The sequence below is a fragment of the Paenibacillus hemerocallicola genome, assembly GCF_006265175.1.
Lineage (GTDB): Bacteria > Bacillota > Bacilli > Paenibacillales > NBRC-103111 > Paenibacillus_AB > Paenibacillus_AB hemerocallicola.
This window is the reverse complement of the sequence record NZ_VDCQ01000064.1, coordinates 514-25,454: the sequence shown is the minus strand read 5'-3', so window position 1 is coordinate 25,454 and position 24,941 is coordinate 514. Positions and strand designations below refer to the sequence as shown.

The 24,941-nt window shown below is 52.8% G+C and carries 28 protein-coding genes and 1 other annotated feature; of the genes, 2 read left to right on the top strand and 26 right to left on the bottom strand.

The window, feature by feature from the left end; genetic code table 11:
* Window positions 1-69: 69 nt before the first annotated feature.
* The 17 genes from FE784_RS31945 to FE784_RS31865 form a co-directional block, all read right to left on the bottom strand.
* Window positions 70-666 carry a class I SAM-dependent methyltransferase gene (locus FE784_RS31945; RefSeq protein WP_139606319.1) on the bottom strand — a complete coding sequence of 199 codons (597 nt, stop codon included), beginning with the start codon at window positions 664-666 and terminating at the stop codon, window positions 70-72.
* 107 nt (window positions 667-773) lie between these two features.
* The gene (rplL, locus tag FE784_RS31940) at window positions 774-1,136 is read right to left on the bottom strand and encodes a 50S ribosomal protein L7/L12 (protein WP_139606318.1); all 363 of its coding nucleotides are present in this window, start codon (window positions 1,134-1,136) and stop codon (window positions 774-776) included.
* Window positions 1,137-1,176: 40 nt separating this feature from the next.
* Window positions 1,177-1,686 (bottom strand): 50S ribosomal protein L10, encoded by a 510-nt coding sequence (gene rplJ / locus FE784_RS31935; protein ID WP_139606317.1) that lies wholly within the window; start codon window positions 1,684-1,686, stop codon window positions 1,177-1,179.
* 54 nt (window positions 1,687-1,740) lie between these two features.
* Window positions 1,741-1,897, bottom strand: a sequence feature (ribosomal protein L10 leader region).
* Window positions 1,898-1,961: 64 nt separating this feature from the next.
* Complete coding sequence (gene rplA, locus FE784_RS31930; RefSeq protein WP_139606316.1) at window positions 1,962-2,654, bottom strand: 50S ribosomal protein L1; 693 nt, start codon at window positions 2,652-2,654, stop codon at window positions 1,962-1,964.
* Between the two features lie 80 nt (window positions 2,655-2,734).
* Window positions 2,735-3,160: a 50S ribosomal protein L11 gene (gene rplK / locus FE784_RS31925; protein ID WP_139606315.1), complete on the bottom strand. Its 426-nt coding sequence runs from the start codon at window positions 3,158-3,160 to the stop codon at window positions 2,735-2,737.
* A 147-nt stretch (window positions 3,161-3,307) separates the two neighbouring features.
* Window positions 3,308-3,841, bottom strand: a complete 534-nt coding sequence (gene nusG / locus FE784_RS31920) for a transcription termination/antitermination protein NusG (RefSeq protein ID WP_139606314.1) — start codon at window positions 3,839-3,841, stop codon at window positions 3,308-3,310.
* Between the two features lie 18 nt (window positions 3,842-3,859).
* A complete protein-coding gene (secE, locus tag FE784_RS31915; protein ID WP_138883755.1) occupies window positions 3,860-4,069 on the bottom strand; it encodes a preprotein translocase subunit SecE in 210 nt (69 codons plus the stop codon).
* Window positions 4,070-4,318: 249 nt separating this feature from the next.
* Window positions 4,319-4,963, bottom strand: coding sequence for an RNA polymerase sporulation sigma factor SigH (gene sigH / locus FE784_RS31910; RefSeq protein ID WP_138883756.1), 645 nt, complete (start codon window positions 4,961-4,963; stop codon window positions 4,319-4,321).
* Window positions 4,964-5,055: 92 nt separating this feature from the next.
* Window positions 5,056-5,568 carry an NYN domain-containing protein gene (locus FE784_RS31905; RefSeq protein WP_139606313.1) on the bottom strand — a complete coding sequence of 171 codons (513 nt, stop codon included), beginning with the start codon at window positions 5,566-5,568 and terminating at the stop codon, window positions 5,056-5,058.
* Between the two features lie 19 nt (window positions 5,569-5,587).
* A complete protein-coding gene (rlmB, locus tag FE784_RS31900) occupies window positions 5,588-6,331 on the bottom strand; it encodes a 23S rRNA (guanosine(2251)-2'-O)-methyltransferase RlmB (protein WP_139606312.1) in 744 nt (247 codons plus the stop codon).
* 3 nt (window positions 6,332-6,334) lie between these two features.
* Entirely contained in the window at window positions 6,335-6,745 is a 411-nt protein-coding gene (locus tag FE784_RS31895) for a Mini-ribonuclease 3 (protein WP_139606311.1), read from the bottom strand.
* A 16-nt stretch (window positions 6,746-6,761) separates the two neighbouring features.
* Window positions 6,762-8,159 (bottom strand): cysteine--tRNA ligase, encoded by a 1,398-nt coding sequence (gene cysS, locus FE784_RS31890; protein ID WP_139606310.1) that lies wholly within the window; start codon window positions 8,157-8,159, stop codon window positions 6,762-6,764.
* Window positions 8,140-8,823, bottom strand: coding sequence for a serine O-acetyltransferase (cysE, locus tag FE784_RS31885; protein WP_139606309.1), 684 nt, complete (start codon window positions 8,821-8,823; stop codon window positions 8,140-8,142). Before cysE ends, cysS begins: the two co-directional genes overlap by 20 nt.
* Before the next feature lie 423 nt (window positions 8,824-9,246).
* Window positions 9,247-10,713 (bottom strand): glutamate--tRNA ligase, encoded by a 1,467-nt coding sequence (gene gltX, locus FE784_RS31880; RefSeq protein WP_139606308.1) that lies wholly within the window; start codon window positions 10,711-10,713, stop codon window positions 9,247-9,249.
* Window positions 10,714-10,749: 36 nt separating this feature from the next.
* Complete coding sequence (gene ispF, locus FE784_RS31875; protein ID WP_139606307.1) at window positions 10,750-11,232, bottom strand: 2-C-methyl-D-erythritol 2,4-cyclodiphosphate synthase; 483 nt, start codon at window positions 11,230-11,232, stop codon at window positions 10,750-10,752.
* The gene (gene ispD, locus FE784_RS31870) at window positions 11,229-11,939 is read right to left on the bottom strand and encodes a 2-C-methyl-D-erythritol 4-phosphate cytidylyltransferase (RefSeq protein ID WP_139606306.1); all 711 of its coding nucleotides are present in this window, start codon (window positions 11,937-11,939) and stop codon (window positions 11,229-11,231) included. Before ispD ends, ispF begins: the two co-directional genes overlap by 4 nt.
* Window positions 11,940-11,995: 56 nt before the next feature.
* On the bottom strand, window positions 11,996-13,081 hold the full coding sequence (locus FE784_RS31865) for a PIN/TRAM domain-containing protein (protein WP_139606305.1): 1,086 nt from the start codon (window positions 13,079-13,081) through the stop codon (window positions 11,996-11,998).
* 164 nt (window positions 13,082-13,245) lie between these two features.
* On the opposite strand from FE784_RS31865, the gene FE784_RS31860 reads away from it, so the two are divergent.
* Window positions 13,246-13,641, top strand: coding sequence for a DUF1573 domain-containing protein (locus tag FE784_RS31860; protein ID WP_139606304.1), 396 nt, complete (start codon window positions 13,246-13,248; stop codon window positions 13,639-13,641).
* A gap of 91 nt (window positions 13,642-13,732) precedes the next feature.
* On the opposite strand, the gene pssA is transcribed toward FE784_RS31860, so the two are convergent.
* The 7 genes from pssA to FE784_RS31825 all read right to left on the bottom strand — a co-directional run bounded on the left by pssA (window position 13,733) and on the right by FE784_RS31825 (window position 21,937).
* Window positions 13,733-14,491: a CDP-diacylglycerol--serine O-phosphatidyltransferase gene (pssA, locus tag FE784_RS31855; protein ID WP_139606303.1), complete on the bottom strand. Its 759-nt coding sequence runs from the start codon at window positions 14,489-14,491 to the stop codon at window positions 13,733-13,735.
* 99 nt (window positions 14,492-14,590) lie between these two features.
* Window positions 14,591-15,667 carry a DNA integrity scanning diadenylate cyclase DisA gene (gene disA, locus FE784_RS31850; protein ID WP_176706669.1) on the bottom strand — a complete coding sequence of 359 codons (1,077 nt, stop codon included), beginning with the start codon at window positions 15,665-15,667 and terminating at the stop codon, window positions 14,591-14,593.
* Window positions 15,668-15,765: 98 nt separating this feature from the next.
* Complete coding sequence (gene radA, locus FE784_RS31845; protein ID WP_139606302.1) at window positions 15,766-17,133, bottom strand: DNA repair protein RadA; 1,368 nt, start codon at window positions 17,131-17,133, stop codon at window positions 15,766-15,768.
* Window positions 17,134-17,292: 159 nt separating this feature from the next.
* Entirely contained in the window at window positions 17,293-19,719 is a 2,427-nt protein-coding gene (gene clpC / locus FE784_RS31840; protein ID WP_139606301.1) for an ATP-dependent protease ATP-binding subunit ClpC, read from the bottom strand.
* A gap of 80 nt (window positions 19,720-19,799) precedes the next feature.
* Window positions 19,800-20,819, bottom strand: a complete 1,020-nt coding sequence (mcsB, locus tag FE784_RS31835; protein WP_139606363.1) for a protein-arginine kinase McsB — start codon at window positions 20,817-20,819, stop codon at window positions 19,800-19,802.
* A gap of 59 nt (window positions 20,820-20,878) precedes the next feature.
* Window positions 20,879-21,400: a protein-arginine kinase activator protein McsA gene (gene mcsA / locus FE784_RS31830; protein WP_139606300.1), complete on the bottom strand. Its 522-nt coding sequence runs from the start codon at window positions 21,398-21,400 to the stop codon at window positions 20,879-20,881.
* Between the two features lie 75 nt (window positions 21,401-21,475).
* Entirely contained in the window at window positions 21,476-21,937 is a 462-nt protein-coding gene (locus tag FE784_RS31825; protein ID WP_138883771.1) for a CtsR family transcriptional regulator, read from the bottom strand.
* 290 nt (window positions 21,938-22,227) lie between these two features.
* Between FE784_RS31825 and FE784_RS31820 the strand changes: the two genes are divergently transcribed.
* Window positions 22,228-23,481, top strand: coding sequence for a mannosyltransferase family protein (locus FE784_RS31820; protein ID WP_139606299.1), 1,254 nt, complete (start codon window positions 22,228-22,230; stop codon window positions 23,479-23,481).
* A 15-nt stretch (window positions 23,482-23,496) separates the two neighbouring features.
* On the opposite strand, the gene FE784_RS31815 is transcribed toward FE784_RS31820, so the two are convergent.
* Window positions 23,497-24,111 carry a hypothetical protein gene (locus FE784_RS31815; RefSeq protein WP_139606298.1) on the bottom strand — a complete coding sequence of 205 codons (615 nt, stop codon included), beginning with the start codon at window positions 24,109-24,111 and terminating at the stop codon, window positions 23,497-23,499.
* A complete protein-coding gene (locus FE784_RS31810; protein WP_139606297.1) occupies window positions 24,095-24,820 on the bottom strand; it encodes a hypothetical protein in 726 nt (241 codons plus the stop codon). Before FE784_RS31810 ends, FE784_RS31815 begins: the two co-directional genes overlap by 17 nt.
* Window positions 24,821-24,941: the final 121 nt, after the last annotated feature.

The following is a 24,941-nucleotide window of genomic DNA, read 5'->3' as shown; positions in this document are numbered from 1 at the left end:
CGCTTAAATCCGACTACTTTTTGGGGGCCCCGAAAACATTTCCCGAAAGTGAAGCTGTGCCTCCGAAGCCTACTTCGTCGCGCAGTAGATACGGTAGCCTTTGTCCTTGGCCACTTCATCTACCATTCCGAACAAAGACTCGAGCTTAGCGAGCGCCGACGGAGCGCCTTGCTTTTTCTGAATGACGATCCACAACTGACCCCCTTCGACCAGATGCTGATAAGCCATTTCGAAAATGCGATGCACCACCTGCTTGCCCGCCCGGATCGGCGGGTTTGTTAAAATTTTCGTATACGTCTTTCCTTCCAGCGACTCGAACAAATCACCCTGCAAGATATCCGCGTTGGTTATGCCGTTCTTTCCTGCGTTTTCTTTTGCCAGCTTCACGGCTCTCTCATTAATATCTACCATCGTTACCCGCCCCCGGCTCGCGAGGGACGCGGCGGTCAGGCCGATCGGACCGTACCCGCAGCCGACGTCGAGCACTTCGTCGGTTTCCGAGATGTCCATCGTATCAATCAGCAGACGGCTCCCGAAATCGATCCCTTCCTTGGAGAACACGCCTGCATCGGTCGCAAACTCGAAAGCTTTGCCGCGCAGCGTCGTTCGAACCGCCTGCCTGTCACTGGCCGCCGACGGCTTTTTCGAGTAATAGTGATCCGCCATGCTCCACCCTCCCCGCTGAAATAGCTTCTCAACTTGAGCGATTATGCCGCGTTAAAAAGATCCCCTCCGAAGCGTTATGCTCCGAAGGGGATCTCCCAAGGTTCCAATTACTTCACTTCTACTTTTGCGCCTGCTTCTTCGAGCTTCGCTTTCAAAGCGTCGGCATCGCCTTTGGAAACTTTTTCTTTGATCGGCTTCGGTGCGCCGTCTACGACATCTTTCGCTTCTTTCAGGCCGAGACCCGTAATTTCGCGAACGACTTTGATAACGTTGATTTTGGAAGCGCCAGCTTCGAGCAAAATAACGTCGAATTCGGTTTGCTCTTCTACTTCTGCAACTGCGCCGCCGGCTACAACCGCTACAGGTGCAGCAGCCGTTACGCCGAATTCTTCTTCGATTGCTTTAACGAGACCGTTCAATTCGAGAACGGTCATGCCTTTGATGGCTTCCAAGATTTGCTCTTTGCTCATGGGGTAACCCTCCGATTATTAGTTGAATTTTGTAATCCGATTAAGCTTGCGCTCCGCCTTCTTGCTTGTCCGAGACCGCTTTAACCGCAAGCGCGAAGTTGCGAATCGGCGCTTGAAGCACGCTGAGGAGCATGGACAGAAGTCCTTCGCGGGAAGGAAGATTCGCCAGCTCTTTAATTTGGTCGACGTCTACGACTCGACCTTCGACAATGCCGCCTTTTACTTTGAGCGCATCGTTTTTCTTGGCGAATTCGCTCAAAATTTTGGCCGCAGCCACGACATCGTCCTTACTGAAAGCAACGGCCGTCGGGCCGGTCAGTACGCTGTCCAAATCAGTCAGTTCGGCTTCCGCGGTAGCGCGGCGAACCAACGAGTTCTTCAAAACTTGGAAGTCGATGCCCGCTTCGCGAAGACGCTTGCGCAGCTCGGTTACTTGAGCCACGTTCAGACCGCGATAGTCGGCCACGATCGTGCTCGCGCTATCGCGCAGCTTCGTCGCCACCTCGGTAACGACTAGTTGTTTCTCTTGAAGTACATTTGCGTTTGGCATTTGTTACACCTCCTGTAAACTCGCTTCACTATCATGAGCGGGATGCTCCCGATCGATGTTACGTAAAAAGCCTCCGTTGCTTAGACGGAGGCATGACGTTCCGCTACAACTTTCTCGCGAACGGGAAAGCGAACCGGATTGTATCGCAACACCTCGGTAGGACATTAAGCCTCGCGGCACCTACTGTCTACGGTAAACATATTCGTTTTTTGAACCTACAACAGATTACCACGTTTATTCGCGTAATGCAAATGGCAATTACTTGCCGACGCGGTTTATCTGAACGTTTGCGGGTTTACGCGTACGCTCGGGCCCATCGTGGACGAAACGGCGATGTTGCGCAAATATATGCCTTTAGCTGCAGCCGGCTTCGCACGGACAAGAGCTTCCACGAGAGCGCGGAAGTTTTCTTGCAGTTGTTCGGCGCCAAAGGATACTTTGCCGATCGGAGCGTGAATTTGTCCGGCACGGTCGAGACGGTACTCGATTTTACCTGCCTTGATTTCCTTCACGGCGTTCGCCACATCAAACGTTACCGTACCGGCTTTAGGGTTAGGCATCAAGCCTTTGCCCCCGAGCAGACGGCCGAGTTTACCGACTTCGCTCATCATGTCCGGCGTAGCTACGCAGACGTCGAAATCGAACCAGCCTTGCTGGATTTTGCTGATCAAATCTTGATCTCCTACGAAATCCGCGCCGGCTGCTTCGGCTTCTTTCGCCTTGTCGCCTTTTGCGAATACGAGGACCCGTTTCGTTTTACCCGTTCCGTTCGGAAGCACGACTACGCCGCGGACGGCTTGGTCTTGCTTCTTCGGGTCGACCCCGAGACGAACGGCAACTTCGACGGTTTCGTCGAACTTGGCGGGAGCTGCCTTTTTAACCAAATCAATCGCTTCTGCCGGCTCATAGCTGGCGTCCGCATTAACCAGTTTGGCAACTTCTTGGTACTTCTTGCCGCGTTTTGCCATTGTAATACGTCCTCCTTTTGTGGTGTTAGCGGAAAATCCTCCCACTGTTGCGGCACAAGTCCGCGAAAAACAAATAGCGATTAGTCTTGGATGACAACGCCCATGCTGCGGGCTGTTCCTTCGATCATCCGCATTGCGGCTTCAACGGAAGCTGCATTGAGGTCTTGCATTTTTTGCTCGGCGATTTGACGGACTACGTCACGCTTCACGGTAGCTACTTTTTTCTTGTTCGGTTCGCCTGATCCTTTATCGATCTTGGCGGCTACGCGCAACAGAACGGCAGCCGGAGGAGTCTTCGTTTCAAACGTGAAAGAACGGTCCTCGAACACCGTAATAACAACCGGAATGATCAAGCCTGCTTGATCCGCGGTACGGGCGTTGAACTCTTTGCAGAAAGCCATAATGTTGACCCCTGCTTGACCGAGTGCCGGACCGATTGGCGGCGCCGGGTTTGCTTTACCAGCGTTAACTTGCAGCTTAACCATTTTAATAACCTTTTTAGCCATGCGACACACCTCCTTGCGCATAATGTGGTGCGAGCGGAGCCTTGCGGCACCTCCCACGAGTGAAGGCCTATCCGATAGATAGACCCAGAAACCAGACAGATTCCATATTTGATCGGTCTTCGAATAGAAAGTTCCGATCAAAAATTTTTATATCTTTTCCACTTGGGTATATTCCAACTCAAGCGGGGTTTCCCGTCCAAACATGTTGACGTGCACTTTAAGCTTCGCCTTGTCGATCAAAATATCTTCGACCGTACCGACGAAGTTGGCAAATGGTCCTACCTTGACGCGGACGGTCTCCTTCAGCTCGAAATCGATCTTCGGCTTCGGGTTCTCGATGCCCATATGTTTCAGGATCGCATCGACTTCTTCCGGCAAAAGCGCGGTAGGTTTCGAGCCGGAACCGGTGGATCCGACAAATCCGGTCACCCCTGGCGTATTGCGCACAACGTACCAGGAATCGTCCGTCTGAATCATCTCGACTAACACATAGCCGGGATATACTTTCCGCATGACGGTTTTTTTCTTGCCGTCCTTGTTCACGATCTCTTCTTCCATTGGAACGAGAACGCGGAAAATTTTATCCTGCATGTTCATCGATTCGACGCGTTTTTCCAAGTTTGCCTTGACTTTGTTTTCATACCCGGAATAGGTATGTACGACGTACCATCTTTTTTCCATATCGTCACCCAGCCCCCATTAGTCGAACAGGCGCAGGATTTCGCTCAGCCCGAGGTCAATCAGCCAAAAGTAGATGGTTACAAACGTGCACGTCGCAATCACTACGAGAGTGTAACTGATGAGCTCCTTACGGCTCGGCCACTTAACCTTCTTCAGCTCCGCCCAGCTGTCAGTAAAGAAGGAAAAGGTTGTACCAAAACCTTGCTTCATTCTTTGCAAAAACGTCACGATTACCCCTCCAAACCTGCGGCTAGCCGATTTTTCGCAGACATAACAAAAAAAATCCCGAAAAGAGGGCTACCTGATCTAATTTATCATAGTCTTCGAGGCGTGTCAAGAAAACGCCCTCGTGTGTGTCGCGCCTAATCGCTCATACCAGTTTTTCCATCCCACTCCAATTATAAACCTGAGGCGTTCTAGCAAACTGCAAAAATAGAAACGGCACTCTTTCTCCGAAGCGGAATGAAAGAATGCCTCTTATACGTCGCGAACTTCGAGATAGCGTTCCAGCTTGCGCTTGACGCGCTGCAGCGCATTGTCTATCGATTTGACGTGTCGGTCCAAATCGACGGCGATTTCCTGATACGACCGTCCGTCCAAGTAAAGCATCAGCACTTTGCGCTCCAAATCGCTCAATATTTCGCCCATCTTGTCTTCCAGCCCGCTGAACTCTTCCTGATTGATGATCAGCTCTTCGGGGTCGGTTACACGCGAACCGCATATGACGTCCAGCAGAGTGCGATCCGAATCTTCATCATAAATGGGCTTGTCCAAAGAAACGTAGGAGTTTAAAGGGATATGTTTTTGCCGGGTGGCGGTTTTGATCGCGGTAATGATTTGCCGGGTAATGCACAGCTCGGCAAAAGCTTTGAAGGTCGCGAGCTTGTCCTCGCGGAAATCGCGGATGGACTTGTATAAGCCGATCATGCCTTCCTGAACGATATCCTCGCGGTCGGCTCCGATCAAAAAGTAGGAGCGGGCTTTGGCCCTGACGAAATTTTTGTACTTGTTAATCAAATATTCAAGCGCTTCGCTGCTGCCAACGCGGACCGATTCGACCACTTCTTCGTCGGACATCAGGTCGTATTCGTGCATTCTCAGCTCTTTGAGGTCGATGCTCACCCGTATCCCTCCGACTGCAAGCTAAACAACAGCGTTGCTGCAACAAAAGATAGGACTAGTATACATTATGTAATCTATTATCGTCAACCGCGCTATAGGCCGCGCCGCCACTTTTCGAACTTCTCGCGGAGCTCGTCGGACAGCTTGCTGTCGACCGAGTTTTTGGCCGGGGCTGACGTTTCCTGAATCTTGCTGCGGATTTCTTTGCGAATCTCCCGGATCGTAAACAGAAGCTCCCTTGCCGGCAGGCGGAGGGCTCCTTGGCCGAACGTAACGTGCTGCTCGACCGAATCGGAGGTGGCGACATAGATTTGCACCCTTCTTCCCCGCAAATCCGCTACCAGTCTCTCGATCCGTTCGTCGGCGGTTTCTTTCTCCCGCGTATACAGCACTTCGATCTGCAGCTGGCGGTACTTGCCGCCAAGGCCCGGCACCTGATGCGCGTCGAATACGACATACACTTTATGTCCCTTGTAAGCCTTGTAATCGGCAAGCATATCGATCAACCGGTCCCGCGCTTCCTCGAGACTGTGCTCCTTCAGCTTCTGCAGCTCTCCCCAAGCCCCGATAATGTTATATCCGTCTACGATGACAACCTGTTTCATCTCTCCATGGACCGGCCGGCTACGAAACCGTTGCGCCGCGTTGGCGAACGACTTCGTACATCAACACGGATGCGGCTACCGATGCATTCAGCGAGTTTATTTGTCCGGACATCGGCAGCTTGACGAGAAAATCGCATTTGTCTTTGATCAGTCTTCCGATACCCCGGCTTTCATTGCCGATGACGATCGCGAGCGGCATTTTGAAATCCGCCGCGTATACGAGCTGCGTCGCTTCCACGTCCGCACCCGCGACCCATACGCCTTCTTCCTTCAGCGCCTCGATCGTCTGGGCGATATTGGTCACCCGCGCTACCGGCACGTATTCTACGGCCCCCGCCGACGTTTTGGACACCGTCGCGGTCAAGCCGACGGAACGCCGCTTCGGAATGATGACGCCGTGTACCCCGGTACAATCCGCGCTTCGAAGAATGGAGCCCAAATTATGAGGGTCCTCGATTTCGTCCAGAATGATCAGAAACGGGGCTTCCCCGCGGGTCCGCGCTATCTCCAGCAAGTCGGCCACTTCGACGTAATCGTGGGCTGTAACTTGCGCCACGACGCCCTGATGCGGAACGTCGGTGACAAGAGCATCCAGCTTGCGCTTATCGGCGAACTGGATGACGATGCTTTGTTTTTTCGCTTCCGCTATGATCGGCAGCGTATGGTGCTTCTGTGCCTGCTCGGAGATCCAAATTTTGTGGATCGTGCGCCCCGAGCGGAGCGCTTCCAATACGGAATGTTTGCCCGCAATCCATTCTTCCATCCGTTATCCCTCCGGTTCCTCTAGGATCAGCCCGAGCAGCTGCCCCAGCCGATCGAACCGCTTCGTATAGTACAAATATCCGATCAAGCATTCGAATGCCGTGCTATGGCGGTAATCGAGAACGTCCGCGTTTTTCGGTATCGTACCCGACTTGGCGTTCCGACCGCGCTTCACGATATCCGTCTCCTCGGGCGTAAGATGCTCCATGAGAGCCTGCAACGCTCTGGCTTGCGCTTTGGCCGATACAAACTTGACCGCCTCGCGGTGCAGATGGTTCGGCCTGTGGTTGGGCCGCGAGACGACGTACTGCCTGACGGCCATCTCGAACACCGCGTCGCCCATATATGCGAGCACTAGCGGGTTCAGCTGCGCCGGGTTTTTCGCCGGCTCATACAGAAATAAATTCGTGTCCATTACAGCAGCTTCACCGTCATTTCCGGCGCCAACGAAGGCCTTGGGGCGTATCTTCCAGATGAATGCCCTTCGCCGTCAGCAATTCGCGGATTTCATCGGCCCGCGCCCAATTTTTCGTTTTGCGCGCTTCCGTTCGTTCGACAATCAACTGCTCGACCTCTTCGTCCAGCAACTCGTTCCGTTCCTCGGGTAGTATGCCCAAAACCGTATCCAACTCCTGAAGAGCGGAGAGCAGCAGACCGAGCGTAGAAGCCGTCACATCAGCGGCAGCCAAATAACCGTTGCTTTCGGCGATCAAGTCGAATACCGCGGTCAAGGCATCCGCCGTGTTGAAATCGTCATCCATCCTGTATCGGAACTCGGCTTTGATCCGTTCGACCGCCGACGCTACCCGGGCGTCCACGTCCCCTTCCGAAGCGCTTCCCAGCCGGTGACGGAGGTTGGCCACCCCGTTCTCGATCCGTTCCAGTCCGTTCCCGGCCTGCTCCAGCCCTTCTTCGCTGAAATTTAACGGATTCCGGTAATGGGTGGACAAAAACAAAAAGCGCAGCGTTTGCGGCTTGACCTGTTTTACCAGTTCTTTGACGTTGATGCCGTTGCCGAGCGACTTGGACATTTTCTCGTTGTTGATATGGATGTAACCGTTATGCATCCAATAATTCGCCAAGGGCTTCCCGCTTATGCTCTCGGACTGGGCGATTTCGCATTCGTGATGGGGGAATTGCAGATCGTGGCCGCCGCCGTGTATATCGATCGTCTCTCCCAAATATTTGCGCGCCATCGCGGAGCATTCGATATGCCAACCGGGGCGTCCTTCTCCCCAAGGGCTGGACCAATGAATCTCGCCAGGCTTCGCCCCTTTCCATAATACGAAATCCTGAGGATTTTCTTTGCGCTCGCCGACCTCGATCCGGATGCCGAACTGCAGCTCGTGCAGGTTCTGATGGGACAGTTTGCCGTATTCGGCGAATTTCTCGGTGCGGAAATAGACGTCGCCGCCGCTTTCGTAAGCGAACCCTTTGTCGACCAATTCCCGGATGAGCTCCACGATTTCACTTATGTTTTCGGTCACTCTCGGATTGACGTCCGCTTTGCGGATGCCGAGCGCTTCGATATCTTCATAGTAAGCGGCGATGTATTTCTTCGCGATGTCCGGAACCGATTCGCCGGTCTGCTCCGATTTGCGGATGAGCTTGTCGTCAACGTCGGTAAAATTGACCACATATTGGACGTTATACCCGCTCGTCTCCAAGTAGCGGCGTACGACATCGAAGAAAATAGCGGGTCTCGCGTTCCCGATATGAATATAGTCGTACACGGTCGGACCGCACACATACATTTTGACTTCGCCCGGTGCGATCGGTACGAACGTTTCTTTAGCCCGAGTCATCGTGTTATACACTTTTAGACTCATACGATTGAACCCCTCCGTTTTGTCGCTGCACCTCTTCTTGCAGACGTTCCACTTCCGTCTTCAAGTCCTCGATCTGCTTCTCCATGTTTCGGAACAGCTCGATGACCGGATCCGACAGCTTGTCGTGATCGAGCTTGTTCAGACTGACTCCGTCCCGTTTGACGATACGGGCTTTGACGCCGACGACCGTACTATTCGGCGGCACCTCGGCCAGAACGACCGAATTTGCCCCGATTTTCGAATTGTCGCCGACCTTAAAAGACCCCATCACTTTGGCTCCGGACGATATGAACACGTTGTTGCCGATCGTCGGATGGCGCTTCCCTTTCTCTTTGCCGGTTCCGCCTAAGGTGACTCCCTGATACAATACCACATCGTCGCCAATTTCGCATGTTTCCCCGATCACGACGCCCATGCCGTGGTCAATGAACAGCCGTCTGCCGATTCGCGCGCCTGGATGAATTTCGATCCCGGTCATAAACCGGCTAATCTGCGAGATGATTCTCGCGATCGTAAACCATTTGCGCCGAAATAACCAATGCGCCAGCCGATGCGCCCATATGGCATGCAGGCCCGAATACGTAAACACCACCTCGAAAACGCTGCGAGCGGCCGGATCGTTGTCGAATACGGCCCGTATATCCGATTTCATGCTGCGAAACATGGACTCACCCACTTTGTATCCCGGGAAAGCGAACCTACTAGCCTCATCCGCACGTTTCCCTGAGACCCCGATTTGTAAAGACAGTTATTAACAAAAAACGCCCCTGCAGCTCTAGGCTGCAGAGACGTGGGTACGCGGTTCCACTCTGCTTGGATCGTCGAATGTCCGCGGCGGCAGCAGCGAGACAAGGGCGATCCCTCTTGTCATCCTTAACGCGGATAGACGGCTACGCCTACCCTGCGTTGACGCAGCTCGGCCGTGCGGCTCACGGGCGCATTTCCGTCAGCGGCGGGAATGGGCAACTTGCAGCCGGCGAATCGCTCGCCGATTACCCTCTCTGGAAAACCCGACCGTTACGTACTTTCCCGATCGATGCCTTTATCAAGATCAACATCGCATTGAAATTAAACCAAGTATACAATATCAGCCGATTTGTGACAACAGCTTTCGAAGCTGGCCCACGACTCGGGATTGTCCGAGCAGCGCCAGCGTCTGGTTCAAATCGCGGCCGTGCATTTGTCCGGTCAAGGCAACTCGCACGGGCATGAACAGCTGCTTTCCTTTATGGCCGGTTTCCTTCTGGACGCTTTTCAGCAACGCTTGAATCGCTTCAGGAGTAAATGGTTCCGACTGTTCCGCCAATCCGAGAAAGCTCCGCAGCACTTCGGGAACATGCGCTTCTCCCAGCAAAGCGCGGCCCTCCTCGTCATATTCCGGCTCATCACGGAAAAACATCCCGGTAAGCGGCACGATATCGGAGGCGCAGTTCATCTGTTCCTGATAAAGCGCCACGAGAGCTTGCACCCACTCCCGCTTGGCGGAATCGAACGTTTCCGGAAGCAGTCCGGCCTTCTGCAAATGCGGAATGGCCAGCGACGTCACCCGCTCCAAATCGGCCTTTTTCAAATAATGGTTGTTCATCCAGCTCAGCTTGTTCGTGTCGAAAGCGGCAGGGCTCTTGGACAGCCGGTCAGCATCGAAAGCGGCGATCAGTTGTTCGCGCGAGAAAATTTCGTTCTCGCCTTCCGGAGACCAGCCGAGCAGCGCGATAAAGTTGAACATGGCCTCCGGCAAATAGCCCAGCTGGTCGTATTGCTCGATGAACTGGATGATCGACTCGTCCCGCTTGCTCAGCTTCTTCCGCTGTTCGTTCACGATGAGCGTCATATGGGCGAACTGCGGAGGCTCCCAGCCGAGCGCTTCGTATATCATCAGTTGACGCGGCGTGTTGGAAATATGATCCTCTCCGCGCAGCACGTGCGAAATCTCCATTAAATAGTCGTCGATGACGACAGCGAAGTTGTAAGTCGCTATGCCGTCCTTCTTGACGATGACAAAATCGCCGATCCCGTCCGATTCGAACGTAATGTCGCCTTTGACCTGGTCGTTGAACGTATACGACTTGCCTTCCTCGACGCGGAAGCGGATGCTCGGCACGCGTCCCTCCGCTTCATAGGCTGCGCGCTGCTCGTCCGTCAGGCTCCGGTGCTTGCCCGAGTATCGCGGAGTTTCGCCGCGTTCGGTCTGCTCCTCCCGCTCCTTCTCCAGCTCCTCTTCGGTACAGTAGCAATAGTAAGCTCTGCCTGCCGCCATGAGCTGCTCGGCGTATTTGCGGTACAGATCGAGCCGCTCGGTTTGGCGGTAAGGTCCGAACGGGCCGCCGACATCGATGCTTTCGTCCCAATCGACGCCCAGCCATTTCAAATAGGTGAGCTGATTTTCTTCCCCGCCCGCCACGTTGCGCTTGATGTCGGTATCCTCGATGCGGATTATGAACTTGCCGTTATGATGCCGTGCGAACAAATAATTGAACAGGGCCGTCCGGGCGTTCCCGATATGCAGATGGCCGGTCGGGCTCGGCGCGTAACGGACGCGAATCGGTCTAGTCATGGAAATGCTCCTTCTTGTGTCGCTTTTTTCAAACGATCATAGCACAACTTTCTGCAAACAGACAACCGCTTGCGCGGCAATACCTTCCCCCCGCCCGGTGAATCCGAGCTTCTCGGTCGTGGTCGCTTTGACGTTGACCCGGGAGACGTCCGCTTCCAGCACTCTGGCGATGACTTCTACCATTTGCGGGATATAGGGCGCCATCTTCGGCTTCTGCGCTATGATCGTGCAGTCGATATTGCCCAGCCGGTACTCCATTTTTTTCGCGATGTCCCAGACGTGCTCCAGCAGCTTGACGCTGTCGGCGTCCTTGTAAGCCGGATCGGTATCCGGAAAATGTTTGCCGATATCCCCTTGGCCCAGCGCCCCTAATATCGCGTCGCTTACCGTATGCAGCAGCACATCCGCGTCGGAATGACCGAGCAGCCCTTTCTCGTACGGAATGTCCACGCCGCCGATGATGCATTTGCGTCCTTCCACCAATTGGTGCACGTCAAAGCCTTGTCCGATCCGAATCATGCCTGTTCATCCCTCTCCCCTTGTTGTTCCTGTAAAAGGCGCTCCGCCAGCAGCAGATCGTCCGGCGTCGTAATTTTGATGTTCGTGTAATCCCCTTCGACGACATGGACCGAATGGCCGAGCCGCTCCACGAGCATCGCATCGTCGGTTCCGACGAAGCCGTCCCGTTCGGCCTGCCGATGCGCTTGCTCCAGCAAATCAAGACGAAAAGCCTGTGGGGTTTGCACCGCCCACAAGCTCTTTCGCTCCGGCGTCGATTCGATCCGACCGGATGAATCGACCACCTTGATCGTATCTTTGACCGGCACGGCCAGTACGGCCCCTCCGGCCTCATATGCTTTATGCAAACATTCCGCGATTCTCGCTTCCGTTACGAACGGCCGGACCGCGTCATGGACGGCAACCACTTCCAGCCCTACCGGCAGCCGTTCCAGGCCGATACGTACCGAGTGCTGACGCTCATCTCCGCCCGCCGTAACGGCGACGACCTTCGCAAGCGAATATTGTTCGACGTATGCCGTACAGCGTTCGATGTCGCCGCTCCCCGTTACGAGAACGATCGCCTCGATTTGCGGCATTCGCTGAAACCTCTCCAGCGTATGTACCAGTATCGGTTTGCCGCGCAGCGGCAAATATTGCTTGCTATCGGACGTTCCCATCCGTGTCCCTTTACCCGCCGCCACGATGACGACGCCGTTTCTCGCCATTTCCGCTTCCCTACCCCGCTGTATAACGATGACAATCAACTTCTATCATAATCGTTTTACTGCGCTTTTTCCAACAGTTTCGGCTTTGCAAAAATCATCCGTCCCGCCGAAGTTTGCAGAACGCTGGTTACGAGCACCTCGATGGTGGCGCCGATATACTCTCTTCCGCCTTCCACCACAATCATCGTGCCGTCGTCCAGATAAGCGACGCCCTGACCGTGCTCCTTGCCGTCCTTGATCACTTGCACGAGAATTTCTTCGCCCGGCAGCACGACCGGTTTGACCGCATTGGCCAAATCGTTGATATTCAGCACCGATACGCCTTGCAGCTCGCATACTTTGTTCAGGTTGAAATCGTTCGTGATGACTTTGCCCTGCAAAACTTTGGCCAGCCGGACCAGCTTACTGTCCACCTCGGATATTTCTTCGAAATCGCCCTCATAGATGAGCACTTTGACGTCGAGCTCTTTTTGGATTTTGTTCAAAATGTCCAACCCCCGCCGTCCGCGGTTGCGCTTCAGCAAATCGGAGGAATCGGCGATGTGCTGAAGCTCCTCCAGCACGAATTCCGGAATGACCAGCGTACCTTCGATAAATCCGGTTTTGCAAATGTCAGCGATACGGCCGTCAATGATGACGCTCGTGTCCAATATTTTGTGCTCGTCCTTTTGCGGAGCCCCTTTTTTCTTATTGCTGAAGCCCGATGTGAGCACGTTCAACAAATCTTCCCGTTTCTGATATCCGATCCGGAAACCGTATACGCCGAGAAGCCCGGTTATCGTATACATAAGCAGCGTACCGACCCAACCGGCCTTGGTCAGCGCCGGAAGCAGAAGCGCGGAAATGATAAGTCCCAGGATCAAGCCCATCAACCCCGACAGCAAATCCAAAGTAGGAGTTTTGACGACGCGGTCCTCCAAATTTCGTATCCGTTCCGCTCCATACCCGAACAGCCATGCGGCTGCGCCGTAAAACAGACAGGCGCCGATGCAGATTGACCAGTATGCCGGCCCCGCAATGTGCTCGATTCCAAACAAAGGGCTCACAAATCTTAACAAAAATTGCTCGATCGCTTCGTACCATTGATATCCCAGCAATCCGCCCATCAATGCCAGAACAACCTGCAGTTGCCTTTTTGCCATAAGGGTTCACCTCCAAAATAGGGTTGTTTATTCCCATTACCAATTATGATCCAATTTGCCCGGACCTAATCCGGACAAGTAAACTTTTTCCTGTAAATTGAACTTTCCGCCCGATTCTTTTATAATGAATCATAGTGAGAATATGGGAATTCGGGGTGAATGGAATGAGCGGCTTAACATTAAAGCAGTTTCAAGAGCAAGTTTCCGATTTGCTACTCCGTCACCGAAGTTTATTGGACGTCTTGTCCAAATCGCAACAATCGAGCGCGTCCGTCAACAGAAGCGTCATTAAATCGGTCACCGAATGCGGCTGTATTTCGCTGCAAGCGAACAAACAGCCTTATCAGGACGAACTGACGCTGGAAGAAGCCAAAGAGCTGATCCAAACCCACATCAACGGGAATCTGTGCGAAAACTGCGTCGACGCGATAACGGTCCAGCTGGGCAAACATTTGTTCTATTTGTCCTCTTTGTGCAATTTGCTCGACTTGGACCTGGACGACATCATTGCCAAGGAATCGCAAAAATGCTCGACGCTCGGCTTGTTCAACCTGTCGTAGCAAAGGGCAACAAAAAAAGCATTTATTTTCTGACATTCAGAAAATAAATGCTTTTTATTTTCACGCTCCATATGGAATAACGCTGCGCAAATTATCCGTGAGTCTTGGACTTGGTCGGTTCGTCGGCCGAGTTCCTCCGCTTTCTGCGGCGAAATAAACGTCTAGCGTTTTTTTTTAGCCCGTTCAAGCCATACAATGCGTAAATAACAAGCGGTATAAATATGAGCTTCGACAGCAGGCCCGGATAAATGATGGCAAGCGTCACCGCTCCGGCGACGATGATCGGCGTCAGCCAAATAGCCGTCTTCGGGATGCCGACCTTTTTGAAGTTCGGATATTTCACCGTGCTGACCATCAAAAACGACAGAACCAACGTACTGGCAAGCAAAATCGCGGACGGAATCTCGTTGTGAAACAGCGCCAATGTGCTAAGTACGCTTCCCGCAGCCGGAATAGGCAATCCGATAAAGTATCCGGGCGTCCCGGCAATGACGTTGAAGCGGGCCAGACGGAGCGCTCCGCAGATCGGGAATATGGCCGTCACGATCCATGCCAAGGCGGAAGCATCCATGCTTTGAAAAGCTACTACATACATAATAAAAGCCGGCGCAACGCCGAACGAAATAACGTCGGATAACGAATCAAGCTCTTTGCCGAATTCGCTCTGTGCATTTAAAGCCCGAGCGACCCGTCCGTCCAAACCGTCCAGCAGCATGGCCACGATAACGAAGATGGCGGCAAGCTCGGCGTTTTTGTTGTCGGTGCCGGAATTAAACGCCAAAATGATTGCGATAATCCCCAGAAACAAATTTCCTACCGTAAATATGCTGGGAATTGAATTTCTAATCATGAAAGGCTCCACCTCTACCCTTTACTATACCCCAAAGTGATGCGAAGCATCCTCCGCGCTCTCGGGCAATGCGAACCCTATCTTACGATTGTAGACAAATTAAATATGTCTGTCAATGAACAATTGCTCTTGGATCCGCTTCAGCCCTTCCTTGATCGCCCGGGCCCGCACCTCTCCGATGCCGTCCACCTCGTCCAGCTCCTCGATCGTCGCCATAACCATGTGCGGGAGCCGTTCGAATCGCTCCACCAAATTTTGGATAATAATCGCAGGCAGTCGCGGCAGCTTATGCAACATCCGGTACCCGCGCGGAGAAACGTTTTCTTCCAGCATCGTATTCGTAGGGGGGTAGCCGAGCATTCGCACGATATGCTGCTGATCCAGCAGCTCCTCGGAATTGAGACGTCTTAAGCCGCCCGACACTTCTTTGATTTTCTCCTCGCTGCATTCCCGGCAGTAGTCTTTGATCAGGAGTACGGCCTCGTGCTCGATGCTGCCGACAAGCTCATCCAGCTGCATGCTTATCAGACGGCCTTCGGTTCCGAGCTCGTTGATGTACCGCTTGATTTCCATTTTGACGCGAAGGACCATTTCAAACCGCTGGATGACACCCGCCACCTCGTACAGTGTAACGAGCTCCTCGAACTCGGACGCGCCCAAATTGGTCAAAGATTGGTCCAGCACGGACCTATACTTCTCCAACGTCTGAATCGCTTGATTCGCTTTCGTCAAAATGACGCCGATATCTTTAAGCGCATAGCGCAAATTGCCCTGATATACCGTAATGATGTTCCTGCGCTGCGAAATCGATACGACCAGCTTCCCGGTTTGCTTGGCAACCCGTTCCGCCGTCCTGTGTCGGATGCCCGTCTCGATCGAGGATATCGAGGAATTCGGGATAAGCTGCGTGTTGGCATACAAAATGCGCTTGATGTCTTCGCTTAAAATGATCGCCCCGTCCATTTTGGCGAGCTCGTATAAGTAGTTTGGCGAGAAATCGCAATTTATCGAGAAGCCCCCGTCTACGATCTCCATGACTCCCGGGCTGTAGCCGACTACGATCAAAGCGCCGGTCTTGGCTCGAAGCACGTTTTCCAACCCTTCGCGAAACGGTGTGCCGGGAGCGACCAACTGCAAAATTTGCGTCATGACGTCCCGCTTCGTATCGTCCTTCACTTCTTATCCCCCTTATCGCTCCCTGTTCCCTCCCCAAAAAGTGACGCGCAGCTCCGTAGCTTATGCCGGTTACTTTTTGGGGACCCAGTGTACTTCGTTTATTCCAAAGCGGCCGTCAGCGCTTCCGATACCGTCTCGACGCCGATGATTTCGATGCCTTGGGGCGGTGTCCACCCTTTCATGCTTTTGCGCGGCATAATGATGCGTTTAAATCCGAGCTTCTGCGCTTCCTTCACCCGCTGATCGATACGCGATACTCCCCGCACTTCGCCGGTAAGCCCGATTTCGCCGAACACGACATCGAACGGCTGGGTGGGCCGGTCCTTGAAGCTCGAGGCTATGGCTACCGCCGCAGCCAGATCGACTGCCGGTTCGTCCAGCTTGACGCCGCCCGCCACATTCAAATAAGCGTCCTGATTTTGCAAAAACATCCCGACCCGCTTCTCCAAAACGGCAATAATTAGCGAGAGCCGGTTATGATCGATTCCCGCTGACATCCGCCGCGGGCTAGGGAAATTCGTACTGGATACGAGCGCTTGAAGCTCGACTAGAACCGGCCGGGTGCCTTCCATGCTGGCAACCACGGTAGAGCCCGATACGCCAAGCGGACGTTCGGATAAAAACAGCTCCGACGGGTTGGTCACTTCTCGGAGGCCGTCTTCGATCATTTCGAAAATACCTATCTCGTTCGTGGAGCCGAACCGGTTTTTGACCGCCCGCAGCAGTCGGTACGAATGGTGCCGCTCGCCTTCGAAATAAAGCACGCAATCGACCATATGCTCCAGCAGCCGAGGTCCGGCGATCGCCCCTTCTTTCGTTACGTGACCAACGAGGACGGTAGCGATACCTTTTATTTTAGCTATTCTCATAAAATGCCCCGTACATTCGCGAACTTGCGCAACGCTTCCGGGAGCCGATGTGACAGCCGGGTGGAATACGGTTTGGATCGAGTCGACGACCATGAAATCGGGTTGTACGTTTTCGATCGCTTCCTCGATTTGTTCGACGCTCGTCTCGCACAGAACGAACAAACGTTCGGACAAGGCGTTTAATCGATCCGCCCGGAGCTTGATTTGGCGGACCGACTCTTCCCCCGATATATACAGCACCTTCAAGCCTACCGTAGCCATATGATGAGACATTTGCAGCAGCAGCGTCGATTTGCCGATACCCGGGTCCCCACCCACCAAAATCAAAGAACCCGGGACGACTCCTCCGCCCAATACACGGTTCAATTCGTTCATCTGGGACAATATTCGTTTTTCGTGACTACTTTCTATATGTATGATCGAAGTCGCCTTTTCTTTCGTCTGGGTCAAGGAGGATTGGAATCCTTTTGCTTTGCCGGTCATCTCCACTTCCTCGACCATACTGTTCCATGCGTTGCAGCCCGGGCATTTGCCAAGCCATTTCGGGGTTTCGTATCCGCATTCCTGGCAACAAAATTTCGTTTTCACTTTCGACATAAGCGCTTCCCTCATCGATCAATAGTATCCAAAGTGTACCATTTCGCCGTACCAATGAAAACCCCGCATACAATCAATTTACAAGTTGAACGAACAAAAGGCATTTCGGCCATCCGTCGGGACAGCCAAAATGCCTTTTCATTTCTATCGTACTTCGCCTTATCCGTTTTTCGTTACGACCAATTCGCCGTCTACTTCGTCGATCGTTAGCGTATCGCCTTTGGAAATCGATCCCCTCAGCAGCTCCTCGGACAAACGGTCTTCAATATGCTTCTGTATGGCCCGGCGAAGCGGTCTCGCACCGTAAGTCGGGTCGAAGCCTTCCTTGGCCAAGAACGCCTTTCCTTTGTCGGTTAATGTAAACTCGACGTTTTGCTCGCGCAGACGTTTGCTCAGCTCGTCGGACATCAGGCTTACGATACGACCGATATGCTCTTCGTCCAAGGAATGGAACACGATAATTTCGTCGATCCGGTTCAGGAACTCCGGACGGAAGCTTTTCTTCAGCTCGCCCATAACCTTGTCTTTCATATTCGTGTAGTCGCGTCCGGCATCGGCTGCAGCCGTAAAGCCGAGCGTCGAATTTTTCTTGATCATATCCGCGCCGACGTTGGATGTCATAATAATCAGCGTATTGCGGAAGTCGACCGTGCGGCCCTTGGAATCCGTCAATCTGCCGTCCTCCAGCACCTGCAGCAAAATGTTGAATACTTCCGGGTGGGCTTTCTCGATTTCGTCGAGCAATACGACCGAATAAGGCTTGCGGCGCACTTTCTCGGTCAATTGCCCGCCTTCCTCGTAACCGACATATCCCGGAGGCGCTCCGACGAGACGCGAAGTCGAATGCTTCTCCATATACTCGGACATATCGATCCGGATAACCGCATTCTCGTCCCCGAAGAGCGATTCCGCCAGCGCTCTGGCCAGCTCCGTTTTCCCTACGCCTGTCGGGCCGAGGAAGACGAAGGAGCCCATCGGACGCTTCGGATCTTTCAAGCCCGCCCGTGCTCTGCGGATGGCGCGACTAACCGCCTTGACGGCTTCATCTTGGCCGATCACGCGCTCATGAAGGATGCTTTCCATCTTCAGCAAACGTTCGGTTTCTTCTTCGGCCATTTTGACGACCGGAATTCCGGTCCAGCTGGCGACGACTTGCGCGATATCTTCAGGAGTCACCTCGGAATCGGTGCGGCCTTGCTTTTCCTTCCACTCATTTTTCGTGGAATCGAGCTCATCGCGCATTTTTTGCTCGGTATCCCGGAGCGATGCCGCTTTCTCGAACTCCTGGCTTTGCACGGCCGCATCTTTTTCCTTGCGTATATTATCCAGCTGCGTTTCCAACTGCTTCAAATTCGGCGGGATCGTGTACGAGCGGAGCCGCACCTTCGAGCTCGCCTCGTCGATCAAGTCGATTGCTTTGTCGGGCAGGAATCGGTCGGAGATGTACCGGTCCGACAGTTTGACCGCCTGTTCGATCGCTTCATCCGTAATTTTCACGCGATGATGCGCTTCGTAACGATCGCGAAGACCATGAAGAATTTGGATCGCTTCTTCCGGCGTAGGCTGATCTACGGTGATCGGCTGGAACCGGCGCTCCAACGCGGCGTCTTTCTCGATATATTTGCGGTACTCGTCGAGCGTCGTCGCCCCTATGCACTGCAGCTCGCCCCTTGCCAGAGCCGGCTTTAAAATGTTCGACGCGTCGATTGCGCCTTCCGCACCGCCCGCTCCAATCAGCGTATGCAGCTCGTCGATGAACAGGACGATGTTCCCCGCCGCGCGAATCTCATCCATAATTTTTTTCAAGCGATCCTCGAACTCCCCGCGATACTTGGTGCCCGCTACGACCGAACCCATATCGAGCGTCATGACCCGTTTGTCGCGAAGCGTTTCGGGAATTTCGTTGTTTACGATTTTTTGCGCCAATCCTTCGGCAATCGCCGTTTTGCCGACGCCCGGTTCCCCGATGAGCACCGGATTATTTTTCGTGCGGCGGCTCAATACCTGAATGACGCGCTCGATTTCTTTGCTTCGTCCGATAACCGGATCCAAGTTCCCTTCCTTGGCATACGCAGTCAAATCGCGGGCGAGCCCGTCGAGCGTAGGCGTATTGACGTTAGCCGGCGCCGAATGGCTGGAAGAGACGGCTTCGCTGCTGCCGAGCAGTTGAAGCACTTGTTGGCGGGCCTTGTTCAGGCTGACGCCCAAATTGTTCAGCACGCGGGCGGCGACGCCTTCGCCTTCACGGATCAGACCGAGAAGAATATGCTCCGTACCGACATAGGTATGACCGAGCTTGCGGGCTTCATCCATCGATAGCTCGATTACTTTTTTCGCTCTGGGCGTATACGCGATGTTGCTCGGCTGTTCCTGCCCTCTTCCGATGAGGGATTCCACTTCGTCCTGGATTTTCTCCAAGCTCAGTCCCAGAGCGACCAATGCTTTGGCGGCAATGCCATCGCCTTCGCGGATCAGACCGAGCAGGATATGCTCCGTGCCGATATTGTTGTGACCAAGCCGTACGGCTTCTTCTTGCGCCAGTGCCAATACTTTTTGCGCGCGTTCCGTAAATCTGCCAAACATCATGAAAAACACCTCCGAAAATTAGAAAGTATATATATTTAAAAGTTGATCTCAACTTGTTATCTCGTTGCTCTGCCGCTTAATCATGAGCTGAGTATTTTCTCCCGAATCAATTCGGCCCTTCGGATATCACGGTCGTCAGCCGATAGCTTGGCCCCGGCGTACTGCTGCAAAAACCCGGGCTGAGTCATCACCATAAGCTCATTGAGCACGTGCGGCGAGACGTTCTTCAGAAGCCCCAGATCGACACCGAGCCGGACATCGGACAACCGCTGCGCGGCTTCCTTGGAATCCATAATGGCGGCATGGGATAAAATCCCGTACGACCGTTTGACCCGATCCGTAATGCGCATTTTGGATTCTCCCAGCAGCTTTTGGCGGGCCGCCCTTTCATGCTCGATGATTTGTTTGGCCACGCTGTGCAAATTGTCGATGATTTCCTCCTCGGATTGGCCGAGCGTAATCTGATTCGACACCTGGAATACATTGCCGATCGCTTCGCTGCCTTCCCCATAAATGCCCCGCACGGCAAGACCGACCTGATTGATCGCCTGCAAAATCCGGTTCATCTGCTGGGTAAGGACAAGCGCGGGCAAATGCATCATGACGGATGCCCGGATCCCCGTACCTACGTTCGTCGGGCAGCTGGTCATAAAGCCTCGACGCTCTTCAAAAGCGTAATCGACCTGCGATTCGAAAATATCGTCGATCCGGTTGGCCAAATCCCAAGCTTCCCGAATTTGAAATCCCGGACAGAGGCACTGTATGCGCAAATGGTCCTCTTCGTTCACCATAATGCTCACGGATTCGTTCTCGTTGATCATGACGGCGCCATTGCGGGATTCGTCCGCCAGGTTGGGGCTGATCAGATGCTTCTCGACGAGCACCCTCTTCTGCAGTTCGCCCAGCTGATCCAGAGTAAACAGATCGAACCCGCTTATTTGCTGCAAATCATCGCTGTTCAGTACCGGAACGATTTGATCCAGCACTTCTTTGGATTGGGCGTTCGTGGCCAGCATCGGGAAAGGAAGACTTCGCAAATTACGGGCAAGCCGGATACGGGTGCTGATCACTACGTCCGACTCCGGGCTATTTCCCCTCATCCATTCGCTGAGCGCTTGAACGAAAATGTTCGATCGATCCAATATCGACGCCTCCTTCCCTATACGTTCGAACCGTTGAGCTTCGTTTCCAGCTCGCGAATCTGATCGCGGATGTTCGCCGCCTGCTCGAATTCCTCGCGGGTTATGTGCTTCTGCATATCATGCTTCAGCTTATCGATTTCCCGCTTATATTGAATAAGGCCCCCTGTTCGCTTAGGCACCTTGCCTACGTGAACATTGTTGCCGTGAACTCTTTTGAACAATGGATCCAATCTTTCGGAAAAATGCTCATAGCACGAGCTGCATCCGAAACGGCCCAGCTTGCTGAACTGGCTATAAGTTAAGCCGCATTTATCGCAGCGCAGCGTTTGCGGCTTCGTTCCGACCGCGGCTTGGCTCGGGTCGAAATCCAGCAGTCCCGACAGCAGGTTATGGATCGAGAAGCCGTTAGCAGTCCCAGGGATAAGCTCGCCCTTCTCGCGGGCGCACGATTCGCAAATGTGGAATTCGGTCTTCTCCCCGTTAATAATTTTTGTAAAATGTAACGTTGCCGGTTTCTTATTGCATTCTTGGCAGAGCACGGTTAATGTCCCCTCCTTTGCATAGATCGCGACTGGATCGAATGATGTATACGAGTAATCGTCTAACTAGTCTAACTACTTGCTGAGCAGCGTAGTCAGCATCGCCTTCAGCAATCTTGCCCGAACTTCGTCTCTTAGCGGAAGCTTGAGGTTTAAGACGTCTCTTGAAATAGCCGCCTTGAGCAAATTGGCTTCGCGTGCCGTAATCAGGCAGCCTTCCTCCAGCTGGTACACGATGCCTTCGGCCGAAGCCTGATCGATTTGCAATCCGACCGTGCTGAAAATATGCACGTGTATCGCTTCCTTGGATGGCAGCTCCACTCGTTGAATGCGGATATAACCTCCGCCGCCCCTTTTGCTTTCGACCAAATAACCTTTCTCCAGCGTAAACCTCGTACTGATCACATAATTAATCTGCGAAGGCACGCACTGGAACCGGTCGGCCAACTCGCTTCGCTGCAACTCGACGACTCCACCCGGGCTTTGCTGCAAAATGTTCTTCAGATATTGTTCGATGATATCGGAGACATTACGCATCCAAAGACCTCCCAAATGAAAGTTGTACGGCCGGCTCGAAAAAGTCGGAAAGTTCAAACATTCTGACTTTGACTTTCTTTGACTTTAGATTTATTATACCCGCTTTTTTCCGATTTGCCAAGTATCGTATCGATAACTTTTTGCGGCAAAGCGTCGTGAAATGTATGATAATAAGTATATACACTTTTACCCCCGTTTACCGGGGAGGAATCGACCAATTCATGTTTATTTTCGATTCCGTTATTATGGCGAGCCGCATAGCGGGTACATAGAAAGGGGATTAGAACGAGTTGATCAAAGGTTTGACTGGGAAATTGATGCTCTCCCTGCTTCTGCTTCTTCTTATCAGCAGGGTGATGCTTTTATTCACCGGATATGTCGGCAACAATTTGTTTTCCACTTACACGGAGCCCTCGGCATACGAACAGCAGTATCCGGGAGTGATGCCGGATTACGCCATGAAGCTCCCGTTTGATTTATCCGACACCAAGCTTTTTACCTTGAAGCAATTCGTCAAATTCGACAGCTTCGCTTATTTGAACATTGCGGCAAACGGTTACGACGACTATCGCATAGACGAACCGCATCCGCCCGCCAACTGGGTGTTCTTCCCTCTTTACCCGATTATTTTATCCGTGATCGGACAAGCGGTTAGTTTGCTCGGGGCTGTCAACCCGGCTATTATCGGCGGCATTCTTTCCAACATCCTGTTGTTTTTCGCGCTCGTTTACATTTATGCGATCGGTTTGCAGCAGCAATTGAGCGAGAATAAGGCGAGAACGATGCTCATTTTGATGCTCATCTTTCCTACTTCTCTTTTTTATTCGCTGCCGTATACGGAAAGCTTGTTCCTGCTCTTGTCTGCGGCTTCCATCTATTATGCATCGGATAAGCGATATGCGCTCGCATTTTTGGCCGCGAGTCTCTCGACTGTAACCCGGGTGCCCGGCTTTATCAACTTGTTTTTCGTCATGGGTACGGTCGTGCTGGACGTCGGTTTCACATTCTCGAAACGATACATCCGGTACGCGTTGTACTCGCTTCTGTCTCTGATACCGATGGGCGCCTATCTAGTATATATGAAGTGGCTGACCGGAGATGTTCTGGCTCCATTCCATGAGCAAGTTTCGTGGTACCGGTTAACGGCCATCCCGTTCGAAAATTACGTCAATTACTTCACAAAGCCTTATTTCATGGCTCCCGGCGGATGGGATAACGGTTTTATCGCGTTCGTCATTTCTACGGCGGTATTTCTTGTGTACCTGGCATTCTTGATTACGCAATGGAAAAAGCTGTTCCGGGATCCGAAACAGCTGCTCATGTGGGTATACGGGGCTTTGCTAATCGTAATCCCTTTCTCCAGCCAACCCTGGTATTTGGCGAGCGTCGTCCGTTATTTGATGATCTGCATCCCATTCTTCCTCTATCTGATCAAATTGACGGACAAGCGCGAAAATGTACTGTTTGCGTATCAAATGTTATTTGTCGTTACAAATGTGATCACGACAATCGGGTTTTTCAACGATTATTATTTCATGGCTTAATGCGGCTTGAGCCTGTTACTCCAAAGCCGGCTTTTGCGCAATCTGCTCCTTGCGGAGCAAAATCATCGTTTTGTTCGCCAAATCGGGCTTGAACGTATATTTCAAGTAGCCGTCAGTGCCCGCACCCCCGCCTCCATACGTTACCAGCATTCCGTCTTCCATTCGCGGCTTATCGGAAGGAAGCACGTAAAACGTATCGGAGGCGGCTCCATTCTCCAGCTCGAATCGAAATGGAAATGCACCCTCTTCGTTTGCCCCGTACAAATAAAACGTCAACCCGTGACAATCGGCGTACTCCGGAATGAAGTAAAACGCTTCGAACGTACCGAATTGAAGCTTCGATATCGATATTTGCTCGAGCGAAGGATAAATCAGGACCGGTATCGGAGTCGCCGACAACGATGTTGCCGTTCCATCCGATGTTTGAAAATAAGCGCGATAAGCCCCTTCGAATCGATAGTCGTTTTCCCTCCCCATGCATGAAGGTGCGCCCAGCAGATCGATTTTTTCCGTGGTGTCAGGAATAACGTATAGCTCGCCATATTCGGACTTGGCGGCCGCTCTCGGGATTTTACCGTTGACGGTACCGGCCAGAGGCGACAGACCGGGATCTTCATCTTCGTTTTCCAATGAAATACTCGTAATACGTCCTTCTTTCATGAAGTACATGTACAGACGGCTTATATAATCCGGTCTGTGCCCGATCTTCCCCCCGAACCCAGAAATTTCGCACCGCACCTTCGTCCGGAGTTCCGCCTATGGGGCGGTACAGCTCCAGCACTCGATCCAATCCGTCGCCTATGGCGATCGAAGGAGCGGACCGACGATCGTTCAACTTTAAGGTTGAACGGCCACCGAGGCGAACGGAAATTACTCCACCTGCCGATTCGTTCTCCCCATTTCGGTAAAACATGATGTATAAATCCTGATCCATGTAGTGCCACAGGGGATATGGAGTACTGCGGGCTTGCGACCGCTCGCTGGGTTCGCCCAGTAAAGCCAGCACTTGTTCCTGCGTATCGCCTAGCCGAACACCGCCGACCGTTGTGTACATTGCGGATACCGGCCCTTTGCCAACGTCTCTTCCGTTCTTCACGAGATACAAACCTTCGTTTAGTTGTTCTTCCCTTCCTTGCTGCTGTTCGATTTTTTTATCCGCTGCTTGCTTCGGTAATCCGTTGCTGGCGGATGCAGCCTCCTCTGCCGGTTGTGACTGCTCGCTGCACGCCGCAACAAGCAATAGAACTCCTACGATGCCTGCAGTCAAAACAATTACGCCAACTCGGGCGATTCGAGTGGGGCGGCGGGAGCTATCGGGTCTTTCCGGTTCTTTGTCCATTGGAATCACCTCACATATATGAGACTGTTAAATCCCACAAAAAGTTTCCAGAAAATAAAACGGAGTGGATATTCATGAAAACAAAAAAGCCCTCTCGGATGCAATATCCAAAAAGGCTTTG